The sequence below is a fragment of the Actinosynnema sp. NPDC050801 genome, assembly GCF_040673975.1.
In the GTDB taxonomy this organism is placed as follows: domain Bacteria; phylum Actinomycetota; class Actinomycetes; order Mycobacteriales; family Pseudonocardiaceae; genus Actinosynnema.
In genome coordinates, this window is the sequence record NZ_JBFAQZ010000025.1 from 31,997 (window position 1) to 50,574 (window position 18,578).

Annotated in this window: 18 protein-coding genes; 15 read left to right on the top strand and 3 right to left on the bottom strand. The window is 71.5% G+C overall.

The window, feature by feature from the left end; genetic code table 11:
* The first annotated feature begins 3 nt into the window (after positions 1-3).
* From AB0K14_RS34845 to AB0K14_RS34890, 10 genes are all read left to right on the top strand, one after another.
* Positions 4-426 carry a hypothetical protein gene (locus AB0K14_RS34845; RefSeq protein WP_360460303.1) on the top strand — a complete coding sequence of 141 codons (423 nt, stop codon included), beginning with the start codon at positions 4-6 and terminating at the stop codon, positions 424-426.
* 145 nt (positions 427-571) lie between these two features.
* A complete protein-coding gene (locus AB0K14_RS34850) occupies positions 572-883 on the top strand; it encodes a WXG100 family type VII secretion target (protein ID WP_360460305.1) in 312 nt (103 codons plus the stop codon).
* A 79-nt stretch (positions 884-962) separates the two neighbouring features.
* On the top strand, positions 963-1,247 hold the full coding sequence (locus AB0K14_RS34855; protein WP_360460307.1) for a WXG100 family type VII secretion target: 285 nt from the start codon (positions 963-965) through the stop codon (positions 1,245-1,247).
* Positions 1,248-1,527: 280 nt separating this feature from the next.
* Entirely contained in the window at positions 1,528-1,971 is a 444-nt protein-coding gene (gene rplM, locus AB0K14_RS34860) for a 50S ribosomal protein L13 (RefSeq protein ID WP_033436749.1), read from the top strand.
* Positions 1,972-2,105: 134 nt separating this feature from the next.
* On the top strand, positions 2,106-2,630 hold the full coding sequence (gene rpsI, locus AB0K14_RS34865; protein ID WP_360460356.1) for a 30S ribosomal protein S9: 525 nt from the start codon (positions 2,106-2,108) through the stop codon (positions 2,628-2,630).
* A 113-nt stretch (positions 2,631-2,743) separates the two neighbouring features.
* Entirely contained in the window at positions 2,744-4,078 is a 1,335-nt protein-coding gene (gene glmM, locus AB0K14_RS34870; protein WP_360460309.1) for a phosphoglucosamine mutase, read from the top strand.
* Positions 4,079-4,102: 24 nt separating this feature from the next.
* Positions 4,103-4,531 (top strand): hypothetical protein, encoded by a 429-nt coding sequence (locus AB0K14_RS34875; RefSeq protein WP_360460311.1) that lies wholly within the window; start codon positions 4,103-4,105, stop codon positions 4,529-4,531.
* A 171-nt stretch (positions 4,532-4,702) separates the two neighbouring features.
* Complete coding sequence (locus AB0K14_RS34880) at positions 4,703-5,005, top strand: hypothetical protein (protein ID WP_360460313.1); 303 nt, start codon at positions 4,703-4,705, stop codon at positions 5,003-5,005.
* Positions 5,005-7,965, top strand: coding sequence for a WXG100 family type VII secretion target (locus AB0K14_RS34885; RefSeq protein WP_360460315.1), 2,961 nt, complete (start codon positions 5,005-5,007; stop codon positions 7,963-7,965). Before AB0K14_RS34880 ends, AB0K14_RS34885 begins: the two co-directional genes overlap by 1 nt.
* Complete coding sequence (locus AB0K14_RS34890; RefSeq protein ID WP_360460317.1) at positions 7,962-8,420, top strand: hypothetical protein; 459 nt, start codon at positions 7,962-7,964, stop codon at positions 8,418-8,420. The genes AB0K14_RS34885 and AB0K14_RS34890 overlap by 4 nt, the downstream gene beginning before the upstream one ends.
* A 91-nt stretch (positions 8,421-8,511) precedes the next feature.
* On the opposite strand, the gene AB0K14_RS34895 is transcribed toward AB0K14_RS34890, so the two are convergent.
* Positions 8,512-9,336 (bottom strand): dienelactone hydrolase family protein, encoded by an 825-nt coding sequence (locus AB0K14_RS34895; RefSeq protein WP_360460318.1) that lies wholly within the window; start codon positions 9,334-9,336, stop codon positions 8,512-8,514.
* 134 nt (positions 9,337-9,470) lie between these two features.
* Here AB0K14_RS34895 and glmS point away from each other — a divergent pair, with 134 nt between their 5' ends.
* The 5 genes from glmS (at position 9,471) to tsaE (ending at position 15,619) form a co-directional block, all read left to right on the top strand.
* The gene (glmS, locus tag AB0K14_RS34900) at positions 9,471-11,333 is read left to right on the top strand and encodes a glutamine--fructose-6-phosphate transaminase (isomerizing) (protein WP_360460320.1); all 1,863 of its coding nucleotides are present in this window, start codon (positions 9,471-9,473) and stop codon (positions 11,331-11,333) included.
* Between the two features lie 15 nt (positions 11,334-11,348).
* Positions 11,349-12,743: an NAD(P)H-hydrate dehydratase gene (locus AB0K14_RS34905; protein WP_360460322.1), complete on the top strand. Its 1,395-nt coding sequence runs from the start codon at positions 11,349-11,351 to the stop codon at positions 12,741-12,743.
* Between the two features lie 208 nt (positions 12,744-12,951).
* Complete coding sequence (gene alr, locus AB0K14_RS34910) at positions 12,952-14,064, top strand: alanine racemase (RefSeq protein ID WP_360460324.1); 1,113 nt, start codon at positions 12,952-12,954, stop codon at positions 14,062-14,064.
* Positions 14,061-15,164: an alpha/beta hydrolase gene (locus tag AB0K14_RS34915; RefSeq protein ID WP_360460326.1), complete on the top strand. Its 1,104-nt coding sequence runs from the start codon at positions 14,061-14,063 to the stop codon at positions 15,162-15,164. Before alr ends, AB0K14_RS34915 begins: the two co-directional genes overlap by 4 nt.
* Complete coding sequence (gene tsaE / locus AB0K14_RS34920; RefSeq protein WP_360460328.1) at positions 15,161-15,619, top strand: tRNA (adenosine(37)-N6)-threonylcarbamoyltransferase complex ATPase subunit type 1 TsaE; 459 nt, start codon at positions 15,161-15,163, stop codon at positions 15,617-15,619. The genes AB0K14_RS34915 and tsaE overlap by 4 nt, the downstream gene beginning before the upstream one ends.
* 291 nt (positions 15,620-15,910) lie before the next feature.
* On the opposite strand, the gene AB0K14_RS34925 is transcribed toward tsaE, so the two are convergent.
* Both AB0K14_RS34925 and AB0K14_RS34930 read right to left on the bottom strand, forming a co-directional pair.
* Positions 15,911-17,134, bottom strand: coding sequence for a carboxyl transferase domain-containing protein (locus AB0K14_RS34925; RefSeq protein WP_360460330.1), 1,224 nt, complete (start codon positions 17,132-17,134; stop codon positions 15,911-15,913).
* The gene (locus tag AB0K14_RS34930) at positions 17,131-18,564 is read right to left on the bottom strand and encodes an acyl-CoA synthetase (protein ID WP_360460332.1); all 1,434 of its coding nucleotides are present in this window, start codon (positions 18,562-18,564) and stop codon (positions 17,131-17,133) included. Before AB0K14_RS34930 ends, AB0K14_RS34925 begins: the two co-directional genes overlap by 4 nt.
* Positions 18,565-18,578: the final 14 nt, after the last annotated feature.

An 18,578-nucleotide genomic window follows, 5' to 3' on the forward strand; every position in this document is an offset into this window, starting at 1 on the left:
GTGATGACCGGCACTCCGGAGGCGTTCGCCCGGTTCCGCGCCGACCTCGACGCGGCCGTGACCAGAGGACGGCGCGCGGCGGCCGCCGCGGGCGCGAAGGCCGCGGCCCAGCGCGACCGGAACCGGCAGCTGGCCGACCAGGCGAAGGCCCGGCAGGTCCAGCCGGACCGGCACGCGCCGACTTCACCGGACGTTCAGCGGGTCGCCACCGGTTTCCGCCACCACCGCGGCCTGCCCGTGGAGCAGTTGCCTTCGGGTGAGGAACTGCTCACACCGGAGAAATCGCGAGAGCAAACGGACGCGAATGCAAATGCAGTTCCGCCGCGCCCGGTGCTCGGTTCCCGCGCGGTTGCGGGTCCGAGTGGGCAACTGCCGCCCGACAGGGGCGATGACGAGGACTTTTCGCAAGCGCGAATCCTCTACTGAGGGCCATCTGCCACCCCCTGCGTTTACAACCGCAACGACTTCCCAAGAAGTCGCGACAGCGTGGAACCGGTCATGGCAAGGTCTGCGTCGTAAGAGGCGTACGAAGCAAGAACGCCTGATCTCATCGACCTAGGGGGCTCACCCAATGGCTGGTTACTCCACCGGACATCCCGAACTGATCGGTGCCGCCAAGGACATCGTCAGCACCAACGAGGGCATCCAGGGCATCCTGGGCCAGCTCGGGAGCACGATCGACGGTCTGGCGCCCGCCTGGAAGGGTGGCGCGGCCGAGGCGTTCGCGAAGCTGATGGAGCGCTTCCGCGAGGACGCCGACAAGCTGCAGAAGGCCCTCATGGACATCGCCGAGCAGATGGACCAGGGCGCGGCCACCTACCTCGCGCAGGAAGAGGAGCAGGCGGCGGAGATGTCGAACATCACCAGCCGTCTCGGCATGTGACCAGACGCATTCGTCTGAACGTTCTGCCAACAAGCACCTTTTTCCGCTCTTTTTCTGACTTCACTTCCAAGGGGAGACCATGGACATCAAGGTCGATTTCAGCGCCCTGAGCAGCGCGGCGGGCGACATCACCGGCCAGGCCGGCAAGGTGGATTCCGAGCTGGACAACCTCAAGAGCCGCCTCCAGCCCGTCATCGCGCAGTGGGAAGGTGGCGCTTCGGCCGCCTACCAGGACGCGCAGACCCGTTGGGACCAGGCCGCCGCCGGCCTCCAGCAGGTGCTGGCCCAGATCGGTTCCGCCGTCGCCTCCGCGACCGAGGCCTACCAGGCCGCCGAGCGCAAGAACGAGGGCCGCTGGGGCTGATCTGCCTCGCGACCCATCGCGGGCCCCGGGATCCTGCAGGATCCGGGGCCCGCGGGCGTGTTCCGGCCCGGTTCGCCAGGGGCGTTCGAGCCGGGTCGGGAGGGGTGGGAGGGGGGTCGTTTTGACCCGCGTCCACCCCAACCGGTATCTTCCTACGTTGTTGTGCGGTAACTGGTGCGCTCTATGCGTTCCTCGTGTTCTGGTCCTCTGCCCACCTGGGGTCTCTGGCCTGAGCAGCCGCCGCAATGACCCCAGACGCAAGTGACGACGAGGTAGACCCGTGCGCACGTACAGCCCGAAGCCCGGCGAGGTGACCCGAACCTGGCACGTGATCGACGCCCAGGACGTGGTGCTCGGTCGGCTCGCCACCCAGGCCGCGACGCTGCTGCGCGGCAAGCACAAGCCGACTTACGCCCCACACGTTGACACCGGTGACTTCGTCATCGTCATCAACGCGGACAAGGTGGCGTTGACCGGCAAGAAGCGTGATCAGGAGTTCGTGTACCGGCACTCCGGTTTTCCGGGCGGCCTGAGCCAGCGCTCGTTCGGCGAGGTGCTCGACACCCGCGCCGACCGGCTGGTCGAGAAGGCGATCAAGGGCATGCTGCCCAAGAACCGCCTCGGCCGCGCGATCGCGGGCAAGCTCAAGGTCTACACGGGCCCGAACCACCCGCACGCTGCGCAGCAGCCGCAGCCGTTCGAGATCAAGAAGGTCGCCCAGTGACCGAGCAGCAGACCGAGGACATCGACGTGACGACCCCTGAGGCCGAGCTCGACGCCGTCGAGGCGGACGCCACCGAGGCCGAGGCCCCCGAGGCTCCGGCCACCGACGCCGAGACCACCGAGGCCGACGCCCCGGTGGCCGACGGCGGCGAGGTCGAGGCGACCGAGGCGGAGGCGCCTGTCGCCGAGGCCCCCGCGGCCGAGGGCACCGACGCCGAGACCGCCGAGGTCGAGGCACCGCCCGTCGTGCGGCACACCCTCAACGCGGGTGCGCACCACCTCGCGCAGACCGTCGGCCGGCGCAAGCAGGCCATCGTCCGCGTGCGGCTCCTCCCCGGCACCGGCAAGTTCACCCTGAACGGGAAGTCGATGGACGACTACTTCCCGAACAAGGTGCACCAGCAGCTCATCCGTGAGCCCCTGGTGACGACGGAGAAGCCGGAGACGTTCGACGTCATCGCGACCCTGCGTGGCGGCGGCACCACCGGTCAGGCCGGTGCGCTGCGCCTCGCGATCGCGCGTGCGTTGATCGCGGTCGACTCCGAGGACCGCCCGGTGCTCAAGAAGGCCGGCTTCCTCACCCGTGACCCCCGGGTCAAGGAGCGGAAGAAGTACGGTCTGAAGAAGGCCCGCAAGGCGCCTCAGTACAGCAAGCGCTGACCTTTCCAGGTCGAGCGAGCACCATCCTGCGGGAGCAGTCAGTTCTTCGTCGAACTGCTGCTCCCGCAGTGCTTTTCCCCCGGTTGTGTGTGCACATGGAGGTCACGGCGATCATGGCTCGGCTGTTCGGCACCGACGGCGTACGCGGTCTCGCCAACGCGGACCTGACCCCGGAACTCGCGCTGTCCATCGCCGCGTCGGCGGCACGCGTGCTGGCCGAGCACGACCGCTCGCACCGCCCGGTGGCGGTGGTCGGCCGCGACCCGCGGGCCAGCGGCGAGATGTTGGAGGCGGCCGTGGTGGCCGGCCTCACATCGGCGGGCGCGGACGTGCTGCGGGCGGGCGTGCTGCCCACCCCGGCGGTCGCCTACCTGGTGTCGGCGCTGGGCGCGGACGTCGGCGTGATGATCTCCGCCTCGCACAACCCGATGCCCGACAACGGCCTCAAGCTGTTCGCCGCGGGCGGCCACAAGCTCCCCGACGCGGTCGAGGACGAGATCGAGCAGAAGCTGGGTGACCGGGACCACCGCCCGACCGGTGCGGGCATCGGCCGCGTCCACGACATCGAGGACGCCGAGGGCCAGTACGTGCAGCACCTGCTGAAGGTGACGCCGCACCGCCTGGACGGCCTGAAGGTCGTGGTGGACTGCGCGAACGGCGCCGCGTCCGTGGCCGCACCGGACGCCTACCGGCGTGCGGGCGCCGAGGTCGTCGAGATCCACACCGCGCCCGACGGGCTGAACATCAACGACGGCTGCGGCTCCAACCACGTCGGCCTGCTGCGCGCCGCGGTGGTCGAGCACGGCGCCGACCTGGGCATCGCCCACGACGGTGACGCGGACCGCTGCGTCGCGGTCGACGCCGACGGCAACGACCTCGACGGCGACCAGGTCATGGCGGTGCTGGCGCTGGGCATGCAGGAAGCCGGCGAGCTGACCGACAACACGCTGGTCGCCACCGTGATGAGCAACCTCGGCCTGCACCTGGCGATGCGCGAGCACGGCATCGCCCTCAAGACCACCGCCGTGGGCGACCGCTACGTGCTGGAGGAGCTGCGCGCGGGCGGGTTCGCGCTGGGCGGCGAGCAGTCCGGGCACGTGATCCTCCCGGCGCACGCCACCACCGGCGACGGCCTGCTGACCGCGTTGCGCCTGATGGCGCGGATGGCGGAGACCGGCAAGCCGCTGGCCGAGCTGGCGGGCGTGATGCACCGGCTGCCGCAGGTGCTGATCAACGTGGTCGTCGGCGACAAGGCGGCGGTGGCGAAGGACGCGGCGGTCAACGAGGCGGTCGCCGCCGTGTCGGCCGAGCTGGGCGAGACCGGTCGAGTGCTGCTGCGACCGTCGGGTACCGAGCAGCTGGTGCGGGTCATGGTCGAGGCGGCCACGCACGAGCTGGCGGAGTCCGCGGCACAGCGGCTGGCGGGTGTGGTTTCCTCGGTGCACTGACACGAGTCGTTCGGGGGTCCGGGGATGGGCAGCATCGGTTTCGTCGAGATGGCGATCATCGCGGTGGTGGTGATCGGCGTCATCGTGGGGATCGTGGTGTTGGTGAAGAAGAGCGGCAGCAAGCAGGCCCCTCACCCCCACCAGGGTCACCCCGGCCAGCCCCACCCCGGCCAGCCCTATCCCGGTCAGCCGCACCCCGGTCAGCCCTATCCGGGTCAGCCGCACCCCGGCCAGCCGTATCCCGGTCAGCAGTTCCCGGGTCAGCAGCAGTTCCCGGGCCGGCCGCCGCAGGGCGGCCCGTACCCGGGTCAGCCGCCGCACGGCCAGAACCCTCCCCACGGTCACCAGCCGCCCCAGCCGCCGACCGGTCCGCCGCAGCCGCCGACTGGTCCGCCGCAGCCGCCGACTGGTCCGCCGCAGCCGCCGACTGGTCCGCCGCAGCCGCCGCAGTAGGACCGGAGTCCGCGCGCCGGCGTTTACACCTGCAAGGACCAGGCCGGAACCGCCGTCAGGCGGCTCGTCGGCCTGCCACGATGGGAACCGCACGCCGAAGCGTCGCGTCGAAAAGGGGCGAGTCGTCGAGTTGGGTCGTGGCCTCCGGGCCGCGGAGGGGAGTGGAGCGCCGTGGCCGGTTACGGCACCAGTACCGAGGCGATGCAAAAAGCCTCGAAGGGCATTTCCGATGCGGCGAAGGAGACGGCTGACGGGTTGAAGGACGTCGGCCAGACCCAGACGGTCGCCCGTGATTTCGGTGAAGCGCACCAGCAGCACTTCACCAAGTACAAGACGGGGATCGACAACTTCGGCAAGGGCATCGTGAACATGGCGAGCGTGCTCGGCGGATTCGCCGGGAAGATCGCTTCCGGCGCTTCGACCTACGGCGACGTCGAATCCACCAACGCCGGTGACTTGGGGAGCCAGTACTGATGGCCGATCCGAGCTGGAACGACGTCAAGGCCGTTCTCGACGACCCGAACGTGTCGGAGGACAAGAAGGCGGAGCTCATGCACGCCTACGTGTCCGAGACCGCGCCCTGGAACATCCCCGACGAGGCGAACACCTACAAGGACCGCTACGACACCTCCAGCTTCTGGAACTGGGGTGACGGCGCGTCCCGCGACGACGGCCTGAAGAACCGCTACGACGAGGCCAAGGCCGAGGGCGAGAGCAACAGCTACAACTCGGAGGAGCAGACCAAGGCCGTCAACGAGGGCCAGGACCAGCTCGACGCGTCGCGGCCACCGACCTCGTCCGGCGCGGGCGTGAAGCTGTCCGACGAGCTGTTCGACGCCGGCAAGGCCGGGCTGAAGGTGTTCGAGAAGTTCGAGGGCATCTGGAACAACCGGCCGGGCGACTGCATCGGCAACACCACGGCGATCAACTACGCCGAGCAGATCCAGAAGCCGTACGACGAGCAGCGCGGGATCAACTTCCACAAGCTGCTGATGGAAGCCGACGAGTTCAGCACTGCCAAGTCCAAGATCGACGACATGAAGTCGGACGTGGACGGGCAGCTCAAGGGCCTGTACGGGGAGTGGGAAGGCCAGGCGGCCACCAAGTCCCACGAGCACTACACCGGCCAGATCGTGCCGAAGGTGGGCGAGCTCGCCGACGCGTTCGACGGCGCGGCCAAGCTGACCCGCACTGCGGTCAAGGGCGTCTACCAGCTGTGCAAGAGCAAGGCCGACGAGGTCCTCGGCATGTACCGGGAGCAGATCGGCCAGGCGGACACGTACATGGCCGAGAAGGTCGTGTCGTTCGCGCGCGGCGAGGGCGACTACTCCAAGGACCGCGTGCTGGAGATCGCCGGCTGGGTCGACTCGAAGACCGGCAGCAACATCGCCGACCGGATCCACTCCGACGACTGCAGCCTGAACGACGAGAACCGCGACTACGCGATCAACCAGTGCAAGAAGTGGATCCGCGACTCGTTCAACCGCGAGTTCTGGCAGCTCTACGAGCAGTTCAAGACGTGCTGCACGGAAACCAAGTCCTCCGTGGACGCCCAGTGGGAGACGCTCGCCAACTACATGGCGGAGTTCGAGAACCCGTTCCCGGCGCCCGCGAGCGACGAGGGCGGGGACAAGGGCGGCGACAAGGGTGGCGACACCGGCGGCGGCACGGGTGGCGGCACCGGCGGTGGCACGGGTGGTGGCACGGGTGGTGGCACCGGGGGTGGCGGCAGCGGTTCCGGTGGTGGTGGCGGCACGCCGCCGCCGGTGCCGGAGATGCCCAAGCCCGAGAACCCGCTGGACAAGGACGGCGACGGCAAGCCGGACGAGCTCAAGGTGCCCGGCGACACCGACGGCGACGGCAAGCCGGACGACCTCGACGGTGACGGCAAGCCGGACGACCAGAACGGCGACGGCAAGCCCGACGGGCTGAAGGGCGAGGAAGAGCCGCCCGAGACCGTCACCATCAAGAGCGGCGACAACGAGATCAAGATCACTGAGCCGGACGAGAACGGCCACGTGCAGATCACCGTCGACACGCCGCAGAGCGAGCCGAAGACCTACGACGTCGACTTCAGCAACAACCCGGACGCGCTGAAGGCCCTGATGGGTCAGAACGGCGGGGCGGCGCTGGCGGGCGCGTTGGCCGGTGCGACGTCGACCACCGGCGCGGCCGTGCCCGGTGCCGCCGGCGGTGCGACCCCCGGCGCGACCGGCGCCGCGTTCGGCGTGGGCAACCAGGGCGAGGCCGCCGCGAACGGCGCGATCCCGATCGAGGCGGGCGCCGACGGCAAGGCGCTGATCGAGGCGGACGGCCTGTCCATCACCGCCGAGGTCGACCCGCTGACCGGTGAGATCAACCTGACCGTGGACAACGGCGACGGCACGCCCGAGGAGTACGGCGTGGAGTTCGGCGAGGACACCGCCGACTCCGGCGCGGGCGAGACGCCGAGCATCCCGGGCATGGACAACGCCGTGCCGCTGCCCGCCGAGGGCGAGCCGTTCGCCCCCGGCGAGGTCAACGCCCTGCCCGCCGACGCGGAATCGCTGGTCGGCCAACCCGAACCGCCCGCGGGCGCGGCGGTCGCCGGTGGCTTCACCGAGCCCGAGTTCGCCGCGGTGCCGGCCGCCGACGCGGGCTTCGCCGGAGGTGGCGGCGGTGGCGGTGGCTTCGACGGTGGCGGTGGTGCTGCCGGCGGTGGCATCGACGGTGGCGCTGCCGGCGGTGGTGCCGCGGGTGGCGGCTTCAGCGAGCCGCAGGTCTCCACGATGCCCGCACCGGACAACTCCGGCTTCACCGGCGGTGTCGCCCCTGCCGCGAGCGGTCCCGTGTCCGGCGGCTTCACCGAGCCGTCCGGCTTCCAGGCACCGGCGGCCGCGTCGTCCCCGTCGTTCCAGGCCACCGGCTTCCAGTCGCCGGGCCCGTCCGAGGGCGGTTTCGGCGGTGGCTCCGGCGGAGGGTTCGCCGGCGGTTCCGGCGGTGGGTTCGGCCAGTACAACACCGAGGGCCTCACGTCGGCGTCCGGCGCGTCGGTGCTCGGCGGCGGTTCCGGCTTCAACGGCGCGGACTCGGTGCTGGGCGGCGGTTCGTCCTCGTCCGGTTCGGACAACACGTGGAGCAGCCCCCCGTCCAGCTCCGCCGACCAGGGCCTGGCGTCGGACACCTACGCCGCGCAGGCGGGCCAGGCCGGTTCCGCGACCCTCCCGTCGATGCAGGAGTCCCAGACCCCGGGCCAGCCCGGCGGTTCCGCCGTCGGTGGCGGCATGATGGGCGGCGGGATGATGGGCGGCGGCATGGCCGGCGGTGGTCAGCAGGGCGGTGGCGGCGACAACGAGCGCAGCAGCCCCGGGCAGTGGCGCACGACCGGGTCGCTGTTCGACGACGACGTCAGCCTCAGCCGCGTCCAGGGTGTGCTGGGTGAGGAGGGCCGATGAGCGTTGCGTCGGAGCGGTTGGCCGCGGCGATGAGCCGCATGGACCAGATCTCGCGGGAGCACGTCGATCGGCGTGAGCTGCGGGAGCGTCGCACGCGTGAGGCGCAGGAGCAGGCGCGCGACAGCTTCTCCAAGCAGGGCCAGATCGCGCAGAAGATCGTCGAGCGGATCGAGGAGAACGAGAAGGCGCAGAAGGCCGCGGGTGGGTGGAACACCAAGGCGGCGACGGAGAAGAAGAGCGGCGAGTTCAAGTTCGGTGCCGAGGACGACGAGCCGACCTACGAGACGCCGCCCCCGGTGAGCACGGCGTGGACGACGCCACTCCCGGTCCAGCCCCCGGCAGCCGCTCCCGTCCCGCCGCCGCCACCGCCGCCACCACCGGCCCGCCCGGCACCGCGCCGACGCGCGCCGGTGGACGATGACGACGACTTCGGCGGCCAGAGCTGGCTGACCTGACCACTCCTCCGGCCCCTCGACCAGCACGACCGCCCGGCACACGTCGAGGGGCCGGAGGGATCAGGTGCGTCCCGGGCCGCGGTCGCGCGGTTCAGCCGAGGGGCGTGCGGACCAGCCGGCCGCGCTGGAAGGTCAGCACCGCGCCCTTCACGTCGCCGTCCAGCAGCGCGTCCCACTTCTTCTCGCCCTTGAGCGTCCGCAGCAGGAACGCCGTTGTGAAGGCCCGCGCGAACTTCTGCGCCGCCCGCTCACCCTTGCCGTCGAGCAGCAGCTCGCTCCAGTGCCGCCCCTCCGCGAAGCCCAGGTGGCTGGTCTTCGGCAACGACCGCAGCTGCACCGGCCCCTGCCAGGCCTCCGCGATCGCCTCGGCGTGACCGACGGGCGGCGCGATGCGGTCCTCCCCGCCGGCCAGGTGCAACCCGGGCGCGGTCACCCGCCGGGCGGCGTCCAGCGCCGACGGCCGGGTCTCCGACGCGGCCAACGTCACGACCGCACGCACGCGCGGGTCGTCCGCGGCGGCCAGGACCGCCGCTCCTCCACCCATCGAGTGGCCCGCCACCGCGAGCCGGGACGCGTCGACGCTGATCCCGCCGTCGCCCAGCCGCACGCCCGTGCACACGTCGAGGGTCGTCCGCAGGTTCCCGGCCAGCAGCCGCGAGGACATCAGCGGCCCGCGCTGCGTGCCCGGCGCGGCGGCCACGAAACCCCACGACGCCAGGTGCCGCAGCAACGCCCGATAGCGCTCGACCGGCTGCAACCAGCCGTGACCGAAGGCCACCGCGGGCAGCCCCAGCCCGGCCGCGGGCGTGTAGACCAGGCCCGGTAGGCCGACCAGGGCCAGGTCACCGCGCAGCACGGGGTGGTCACCGGGCCTGCTGAGCTGGTCGAGCACCTGCTTCGCCGAGTAGCCGCTCACCACGCGAACGGTAGTCGATCGTGGTCGCACCGCGCACGCTTCGATTGGTCTACACCAATTACGTCTCTGACCTGCGCAAACGCGGCGAAGTGGCCCGTTCGGGTGACGGCCCTGGTCTAGTTACGCTGTGCGGCGTGTGCGGAATCGTGGGATATGTGGGACACAGGTCGGCGCTGGACGTCGTGCTCGACGGGCTGCGACGGCTGGAGTACCGGGGTTACGACTCGGCGGGGGTCGCCGTCCTCGACGGAGCCGGCGGTCTGGCCGTCGAGCGCAAGGCCGGTCGCCTGACGAACCTGGAGGCCCGCCTGGACGAGGTCGGCCGCGACGCCTTCACCGGCACCGCCGGCATGGGCCACACCCGCTGGGCCACCCACGGCGCCCCGATCGACCGCAACTCCCACCCGCACTGCGACGTCACCGGCCGCGTCGCCGTCGTCCACAACGGCATCATCGAGAACTTCGCCGCCCTGCGCGCCGAGCTCGAAGCCGACGGCGTCGAGATGGCCAGCGACACCGACACCGAGACGACCGCGCACCTCATCGCCCGCGCGTACGACGACGGCGACACCAAGGGCGACCTGGTGGCCAGCGTCCGCACGGTGGTCCGCCGCCTCGAAGGCGCGTTCACCCTCGTCGTGACTCACGCCGATCACCCGGACGTGGTCGTCGCCGCACGCCGTTCGTCGCCGCTCGTGGTGGGCGTCGGCGAGGGGGAGACGTTCGTCGCCAGCGACGTGTCGGCGTTCATCGAGCACACCCGCGAGGCCGTCGAACTCGGCCAGGACCAGCTCGTGGTGATCGACCGCGACGGCTACCGGGTCACCGACTTCGACGGCGCGGACGCCCAGGCCAAGCCCTTCACGGTCAACTGGGACCTGTCGGCCGCCGAGAAGGGCGGCCACGAGTACTTCATGCTCAAGGAGATCGAGGAGCAGCCGGAAGCGCTGGCCAACACGCTGCGCGGGCACTTCCGCGACGGCCGGATCGTGCTGGACGAGCAGCGCCTGTCCGACCAGGACCTGCGGGACGTGGACAAGGTCTTCGTGGTGGCCTGCGGCTCGGCCTACCACTCCGGCCTGGTCGCCAAGTACGCCATCGAGCACTGGACGCGGCTGCCCGTCGAGGTCGAGCTGGCCAGCGAGTTCCGCTACCGCGACCCGGTGCTGGACCGCGACACGCTCGTCGTCGCCGTCTCCCAGTCGGGTGAAACGGCGGACACGTTGGAGGCCGTCCGGCACGCGCGGTCGCAGAAGGCCCGCGTGCTGGCGGTGTGCAACACCAACGGCGCGCAGATCCCGCGCGAGTCCGACGCCGTGCTCTACACGCACGCGGGCCCGGAGATCGGGGTCGCCTCGACCAAGGCGTTCCTCGCCCAGATCGCGGCGAACTACCTGGTCGGCCTGGCCTTGGCGCAGGCGCGCGGCACGAAGTACCCCGACGAGGTGGCGCAGGAGTTCCACCAGCTGGAGGCCATGCCGGACGCCGTGCAGAAGGTGCTCGGCACCGTCGAGCAGGTCCGCGCGCTCGGCCGCGAGCTGGCCGACTCCAAGGCGGTGCTGTTCCTCGGTCGGCACGTCGGCTACCCGGTGGCGCTCGAAGGCGCGTTGAAGCTCAAGGAACTCGCCTACATGCACGCGGAGGGCTTCGCGGCGGGCGAGTTGAAGCACGGCCCGATCGCGTTGATCGAAGAGGGCCTGCCGGTGGTCGTGATCATGCCGTCGCCCAAGGGCCGGGCGGTGCTGCACTCGAAGCTGGTGTCGAACATCTCGGAGATCCAGGCCCGGGGTGCGCGCACGATCGTGATCGCTGAGGAGGGCGACGAGACGGTCCGCCCGTTCGCGGATCACCTGATCGAGATCCCGGCGGTGTCGACGCTGCTCCAGCCGTTGATCTCCACGGTGCCGTTGCAGGTGCTGGCCGCGGAGATCGCGCGCAGCCGCGGTTACGACGTGGACAAGCCCCGCAACCTCGCGAAGTCCGTCACCGTCGAGTAGGGCAGGCTTGGCCCCATGCGGGGTCTGTGGACGACGGATCGGGTCAGGGCGGCGGAGGAACGCGTCATGGCGGTCGTGCCGCCCGGCACGCTCATGCGCCGGGCGGCGTTCGGCGTGGCGGTCGTCGCGGCGGAGCTGCTGGCGGGCAAGAGGCGCGTCGGCCTGCTCGTCGGCGCGGGCAACAACGGCGGTGACGCGCTGTGGGCGGGCTACTACCTGCGCAAGCGCGGCGTCGCCGTGTCCGCCGTCCTGCTGACACCTGATCGTGTGCACGCCGAGGGCTTGGCCGCGTTCCGCCGGGTCGGCGGTCGGGTGGTCGACCGCCTGGCCGACGTCGACCTGGTGATCGACGGCATCGTGGGGCTGTCCGCCCGCGGCCCGTTGCGCCCGGACGCCGCCGAGCACGTGGCGCACCTCGACGCGCCCGTGCTGTCGGTCGACCTGCCCAGCGGCATCGACCCGGACACGGGCGCGGTCTCCGGTCCCGCCGTGCGCGCGCACACGACCGTGACGTTCGGCTGCCTCAAGCCCGTGCACGCGTTGGCGGACTGCGGTGACGTGCGGCTGGTCGACATCGGGCTGGGCGGCGAGCTGCACGGACCCGACCTGCTCGAACTGGACGTCGTCGACGTCGGCGAGGCGTGGCCGGTGCCGGGGCCGGAGGACGACAAGTACACCCAGGGCGTGACCGGTGTCGCGGCCGGTTCGGCGACCTACCCCGGTGCCGCGGTGCTGGCGACCGGCGCGGCGTTGCTGTCGACGTCCGGCCTGGTCCGGTACGCCGGTGCGGCGGCGGAGGGCGTCCGGGCCCGGTGGCCGGAGGCGATCTGCACCGGGTCGACCACCGACGCCGGCCGCGTGCAGGCGTGGGTCGTCGGTCCCGGCCTGGGCACCGGGCTCGGCGCGGAGGCGGTCCTCCGGACCGTCCTGGAGGCCGGTGTCCCGGTGTGCGCGGACGCCGACGCGATCACCATGCTGGCCAACAACCCGGACCTGTGGGACGCCCGCGACCCCGACACCCCGCTCGTCCTGACCCCGCACGACCGCGAGTACGAGCGGCTCGCCGGGCCAGTGGGCCCTGATCGCGTGACGGCCGCCCGCAAGGCCGCCGAGCAGTTCAACGCCGTGGTGCTCCTGAAGGGCCACGCCACCGTCGTCGCCGGCCCCGACGGCCGCGTCCTGGTCAACCGCGCCCGCTCCTCGTGGGCCGCGACCGCCGGCTCCGGCGACGTCCTCTCCGGCGTCCTGGGCTCCCTCCTGGCCGCCGGCCTGGACCCGGTCCTGGCCGCGGGCTGCGCCGCGAAGGTCCACGTCATCGCCGCCGACCTGGCCGCTGACGGTGCCCCCATCCCCGCCACCGCGCTCCTGCGCTCGATCCCCGACGCCATCCGCGCCGTCCGCCCCCTCTGACCCACGCGCGTGTCCTACGTTCACGTCACGCGTGTCCTACGTTCAGAACACCCGAGTTGAACGCTCAGAACACGGCCCGCCGTCCTGAACGTTGAACTCAGGGGTCCTGAACGTAGGACACGCGTGACCTGGACGTAGGACACGCGCGTTCTGAACGTAGGACACGCGCGGTCGGGGTCGGTGGGGCTGTGTCACCATGAGCGGCGTTATGGCTGCTCCTCGCGCTGAGGTCGTGATCGACCTCGACAACCTCCGGCACAACGTCGCCCACCTCGACGCCCTCGCGCCGCAAGCCGACACGATGGCCATCGTCAAGGCCGACGGCTACGGGCACGGCGCCGTGGAGGTGGCCAGAGCCGCCGTGGAGGCCGGCGCGACCTGGCTCGGTTCCTGCTCGCTCGCCGAGGCCCTCACCCTGCGCGCGGCCGGGCTCACCGCGCCGATCCTGGCCTGGCTCGACCCGCCCGGCACCGACTACGTCCCCGGCGTCGAGCAGGACGTCGACCTGGCCGCGTCCTCGCTCACCCAGCTGGAGGAGATCTCGGCGGCGGCGGACAAGGCCGGCAAGACGGCCCGCGTCCACCTCAAGATCGACACCGGCCTGTCCCGCAACGGCTGCCCGGCCGCCGAGTGGCCCGAGCTGGTCGAGCGGGCCGCCAAGACCCACAACGTCGAAGTTCACTCGATCTGGTCACACCTGGCCGTCGCCGACGAGATCGGCCACCGCGCCACCGACGCCCAGGCCGAGCGCTTCGACGACGCCTACCGCGAAGCCCTGGCCGCGGGCCTCGACCCGCGCCGGCACATCGCCAACTCCGCCGCCCTCATCACCCGCCCGGACCTGCACCTCGACCTCGTCCGCCCGGGCATCGCGATCTACGGCCTCAACCCCGTCCCGGTCCCGACCGACCTGCGGCCCGTGATGACGTTCCGGTCCACGGTCGCCCTGGCCAAGCGCGTCCCGACCGGGGAATCGGTGTCCTACGGGCTGAGCTGGACCGCTAGGAGCGACACGAACCTGGCCCTGGTGCCCGTCGGTTACGCCGACGGCGTGCCGCGCAGCCTGTCGAACCGGATGGACGTCTGGCTCGCCGGACGCCGACGCCCCGTCGTCGGCCGCGTCTGCATGGACCAGGTCGTGGTCGACTGCGGTGACGACGCGGTGGCGGAGGGGGACGAGGTCGTGCTGTTCGGACCGGGCGGGAACGGCGAGCCGACGGCCCGCGAGTGGGCCGATACCACCGGCACCATCGACTACGAGATCGTCACCGGCATGTACCGGCCGCGCGTCACCCGAACGTATGTCGGGACACACCGATGAACACCGTGTGGAAGGCCGTCGGCTGGGCGGGCGGCATCCTCGGCGCGGCCGCGACCGGCGTCGCCGTGGGCGTGGCCGCCAACCAGAAGAAGGTCTCGAACGACCGCCAAGCCGACGACCCGCTCGCCGACGAGCCGCTGGGCCGCCTCACCCCCACCCGCGAGTCCACCGTCGCGGCGGACGACGGCGTGCCCCTGTCGGCCGAGGAGGTCGACCCGGCCGACGGCGGGCAACCCGAGGTCACGGTCATCCTCGTGCACGGTTTCGCCCTGGACCGCCGCTGCTGGCACTTCCAGCGCCGGGACCTGGCCGCGCTGACCGAGCCGCGCGTCCGCCAGGTCCTCTACGACCAGCGCAGCCACGGCCGCTCCGGCCGCTCCACGGCCGAGGGCAGCACGATCGAGCAGTGCGCCAAGGACCTCGACGCGGTCATCCGCTCGATGGCTCCCGAAGGCCCGTTGGTGCTGGTCGGCCACTCCATGGGCGGCATGACGATCATGGCGTTGGCCGAGCAGCGGCCCGACCTGTTCGCCGACCGCGTGCGCGGCGTCGCACTCGTCGGCACGGCGGCCGGCGCGGTCGGCGGCGCGGGCCTGCCGAAGTCCGTGCTGTCCCGCCACAACCCGGTGACGCTGGGCGTCGGCAGGCTCGCTGGCCTGCAACCGGGCCTGGTCGAGTGGGTCAGGCGCCGCGCGTCCACGCTCACGTGGAGCGGGATCCGCGCGCTGGCCTTCGGAACCGGCAAGGTCAGCCCGTCGTTGGTCGACCTGATGGAACAGATGATCAACCGCACGACGGTGCAGGTGCTCACCGAGTTCCTGGAAACCCTCGGCACCCACAACCGCTACAAGGCGCTGGCCGGTCTGCGGCACTGCGAGGTGCTCGTCATCAGCGGCGACGCGGACAAGCTGACGCCGTTCTCGCACGCCGAGCGGATGGCCGAGGAGATGCCGCACGGCGAACTGGTCCGCGTGTCCGGTGCGGGCCACATGCTCATGTTGGAACAACCAGACCTGGTCACCGGACACCTGGTCGGTGTGGTTCGGCGCAGTGCCGCCGAACGGTCGGAAAGCAGGCGGCGGTGGTGGCGACGAGCGTGAGCGTGACGCTCCCCGAGGTGCACGACACCGAGGAGTTCGGGCGCAAGTTGGGTGGTCTGGTGCGGGGCGGTGACCTGCTGCTGCTGTCCGGGCCGTTGGGCGCGGGCAAGACGGCGCTGGTGCGCGGCCTGGCCGACGGTCTGGGCGTGGCGGGCCGGGTGAGCTCGCCGACGTTCGTGATCGCCCGCGTCCACGACCCCGCACCGAACGGCCGCGGCGTACCCCTCGTGCACGTCGACGCCTACCGGCTCGGCGGTCACCTGGACGAGTTGGACGACCTGGACCTCGACACCGACCTCGTGGACGCCGTGGTCGCCGTCGAGTGGGGCGAGGGCGCCGCCGAGCGGCTGTCCGAGGACCACCTGCTGATCAGGCTGGAACGACGGGACGACGACGTGCGGATCGCCCACCTCCACCCCCACGGCACCTGGACCGACCGGGAACTACCTGCCTGACCAGGACCCCACCCGTTCACCACCAAGCCCTTCAACAAAGGGTTTCGTGTCATCCCGCCGACCTGGCTACGCCCAACCGCGCGTGTCAAGGGGGCACTCTCATCCCTACCGCACCTTGCGCTGGAACGGCCCCCTTGACGCGTGTGGTTGCCCTTGTGGAGGTCGGCGGGATGACACGAAACCCGACCCCCGCTGGTACAGGGGATCTCGCACCAACCCCGTCATCCTGCTGATCTGCCCGTCCGGCGAGGACTCTCTTCTCTCTCTTAGTCTGCTCGCACCGAACCCGACCTAACGCTCCGAAATGCCACGCACCACACCGAGCTCCACCAGGTCCTGCGGCCGCAGCCTCAAGTCGTCGGCGAGCCGACGCACGTCGTCGCGCTTCAGGATCGCCGCCGCCAACTCCGGCGCGATCACCGAGAAGTAGGCGTCCGGCGTGATCCACGTGTGCTCCGGCGACGACAGCGCCAACGCCCCACCCGACCCGCCCTCCCCGATGACCAACGTCGTGATCGGCACATGTGCCTCCGCGACCGCCGCGAACAGCTCCGCGATCGCCGCCCCCACACCGGCCCGCTCGGCCGCCGCGTCGTTCGCCGCGCCCGGCGTGTCGACCAACGTCAGCACCGGCAGCGCGAACCGCGACGCCAGCCTGATCAGGCGGGCCGCGGTGCGGAAACCGGCCGGGGTGTTGGCCGTACCGGTCTGCGCGGCGAACGCGATCGCCCGCCCACCCCGCCGCCCGATGCCGCACAGCATCCCCGCATCCACACCCCCCGCCCGGTCACCACTGATCGGCACCCGCGAGTCGAAGTAGTCGTCCAAGTACTCAGCCGCACGAGGACGCTCCGGAGCGCGCGCTCCCAACACCGCGCTCCACCCGTCCACGGGCAGTTCCGCGGTACCCAGAGCGCGCGGCACCTCGGCCGGCACGGCGTCGCCACGCGTCAGCACGTCGAGGACCCGCGTGACCGTCGCGTCCACGTCGTCCGGCCGCACCACGATGTCGACCGTGCCGGCCGTGAACTGGCCCTCCGCCGTGTACGCGGGGTCGTCGCGGTCACCGGCCGGCCGCACCCGGCTGCCCGCGAACCCGACCTGCGCGCCGGACACCCCGACCACGACGTCCGCGCCGGCTCCCAACGATGCCCACAGGCCGCCGGTGGTCGGATCCCCGAGCACGGACACGTGCGGCAGACCGACCTCACGATGTGCCGCGCACAGCCGTGCCACCCGCTGGAGCTGCCGCAACGACAGCATCCCCTCCTGCATCCGGCTGCCACCGGTCGCGATCTTCGACACCACCGGCAGCCGCGCCGACCGGGCCTCGGTGAACGCCTCCTCGATCAACGCGCCGGTCGCCGTGCCCACCGAACCACCCAGGAACCGGAAGTCGAACGTGACCTCCACCGCGCGCGGCAGCCGTCGCCACGACACCGACTCGACGCCGCCGGAACGCTCCCGCGCCCGGTCGAGCTGCGCCTCGTACCCGGGCCAGCCGAGGGGGTTCACCGCAGCTCCCGCTTCAGCACCTTGCCCATGTCGTTGCGCGGCAACGCGTCCACGTACCGAACCACCCTCGGCCGCTTGTGCGGCGACAACAGCCGCGCCACGTGATCGCTCAACACCTCAGGCCCAGGCGGCTCCCCGTCCGCCACGACCCACGCCACCACCCGCTCGCCCAGGTCTTCGTCCGGCTCGCCGGTCACCGCGACCTCGGCCACCGACGGGTGTTCCAGCAGGGCGTTCTCGATCTCGCCGGCGCCGATCTTGTAACCGCCGCTCTTGATCAGGTCCGTGGCCCGGCGGCCGACGATCCGCACGTACCCGTCCGGCTCGACCACGGCCAGGTCGCCGGTGCGGAACCAACCATCCCGCAACGCCTCCCGCGTCGCGTCCGGCCGGTTCAGGTACTCCAAGAACAAATTCGGCCCGCGCACCTCGATCTCACCGGGCTCGTCCCCGACTCCCCGCACCCGTACCTCACCCGGCTCGCCCTCGACTCCCCGCACCCCTACCTCACCCGGCTCATCGCCCACCACCCGCAGCTCCACCCCGTCCAACGGCAACCCCACCGTTCCGGGCCTGCGATCACCGTCCACCCGAACGCTGGTGTTCATCAACGTCTCGGTCATCCCGTACCGCTCGACCACCCGCTGCCCGGTCAGCCGCTCGATCCGCTCGTGCACCGACGCGGGCAGGGCGGCCGATCCCGACACCAGCAGCCGTGCCCTCCCGAACGCCTCGGCGTGCTCGGGCTCGGCCGCGATCCGGTGGTACATCGTGGGCACGCCGAACATCATCGTGCCGCCGTCGCGCAACGCCCCGGCGGCCTTCGCCACGCTGAACGACCCGAGGTGGTGCACGGTCCCACCACGTCGCAACGGCCCGAGCACCCCCACCCCAAGACCGTGCACGTGGAACAGGGGCAGGCCGTGCACCACCACGTCGTCCTCGGTCCACGCCCACGCCTTGGCCAACGCGTCCAGGTTCGTGGCCAACGCACGCCTCGGCAGCACCACCCCTTTGGGCGGTCCCGTCGTGCCGCTCGTGTACACGATCAACGCGGGCGCCTCGCCCCCCGGCTCCGGCAGGTCGACAGCCGGCCCGGACGGCAGCTCGTCGTCGACCACGAGGTCGGGTGCGCTGTCGGCGAGGACGTGCGCGAGCTCCCGCTCCCCGATCCTGGGGTTCAACGGCACCACCGGCACACCCGCCAACAACGCCCCGACGACCACCACGCACGTCTCGGCCGTCGACCGGGCCCACACCGCAACCCGCCGCCTGCCCACCAACCCGTGCGCGACCGCCCGCGCCTCGCGCGCCAACTGCTCGTACGTGAGCTCCCTCTCCGGGAACCGCAACGCAATCTTCGACGCCGACCACGACTCTGGCGACCACGACTCTGGCGACGACGCTGAGGTCAGCGCTGGCAGCAGCATCCCCTTACAGTGAC

Bases quoted from the DNA above. Each gene is read 5' to 3' on its own strand.
- AB0K14_RS34875 (WP_360460311.1), top strand. From the start codon at position 4,103: ATGGGCAGCATCGGTTTCGTCGAGATGGCGATCATCGCGGTGGTGGTG.
- AB0K14_RS34885 (WP_360460315.1), top strand. From the start codon at position 5,005: ATGGCCGATCCGAGCTGGAACGACGTCAAGGCCGTTCTCGACGACCCG.
- AB0K14_RS34845 (WP_360460303.1), top strand. From the start codon at position 4: ATGACCGGCACTCCGGAGGCGTTCGCCCGGTTCCGCGCCGACCTCGAC.
- AB0K14_RS34930 (WP_360460332.1), bottom strand. From the start codon at position 18,564: ATGCTGCTGCCAGCGCTGACCTCAGCGTCGTCGCCAGAGTCGTGGTCG.
- alr (WP_360460324.1), top strand. From the start codon at position 12,952: ATGGCTGCTCCTCGCGCTGAGGTCGTGATCGACCTCGACAACCTCCGG.
- glmM (WP_360460309.1), top strand. From the start codon at position 2,744: ATGGCTCGGCTGTTCGGCACCGACGGCGTACGCGGTCTCGCCAACGCG.
- AB0K14_RS34855 (WP_360460307.1), top strand. From the start codon at position 963: ATGGACATCAAGGTCGATTTCAGCGCCCTGAGCAGCGCGGCGGGCGAC.
- AB0K14_RS34850 (WP_360460305.1), top strand. From the start codon at position 572: ATGGCTGGTTACTCCACCGGACATCCCGAACTGATCGGTGCCGCCAAG.
- AB0K14_RS34905 (WP_360460322.1), top strand. From the start codon at position 11,349: ATGCGGGGTCTGTGGACGACGGATCGGGTCAGGGCGGCGGAGGAACGC.
- AB0K14_RS34915 (WP_360460326.1), top strand. From the start codon at position 14,061: ATGAACACCGTGTGGAAGGCCGTCGGCTGGGCGGGCGGCATCCTCGGC.
- AB0K14_RS34890 (WP_360460317.1), top strand. From the start codon at position 7,962: ATGAGCGTTGCGTCGGAGCGGTTGGCCGCGGCGATGAGCCGCATGGAC.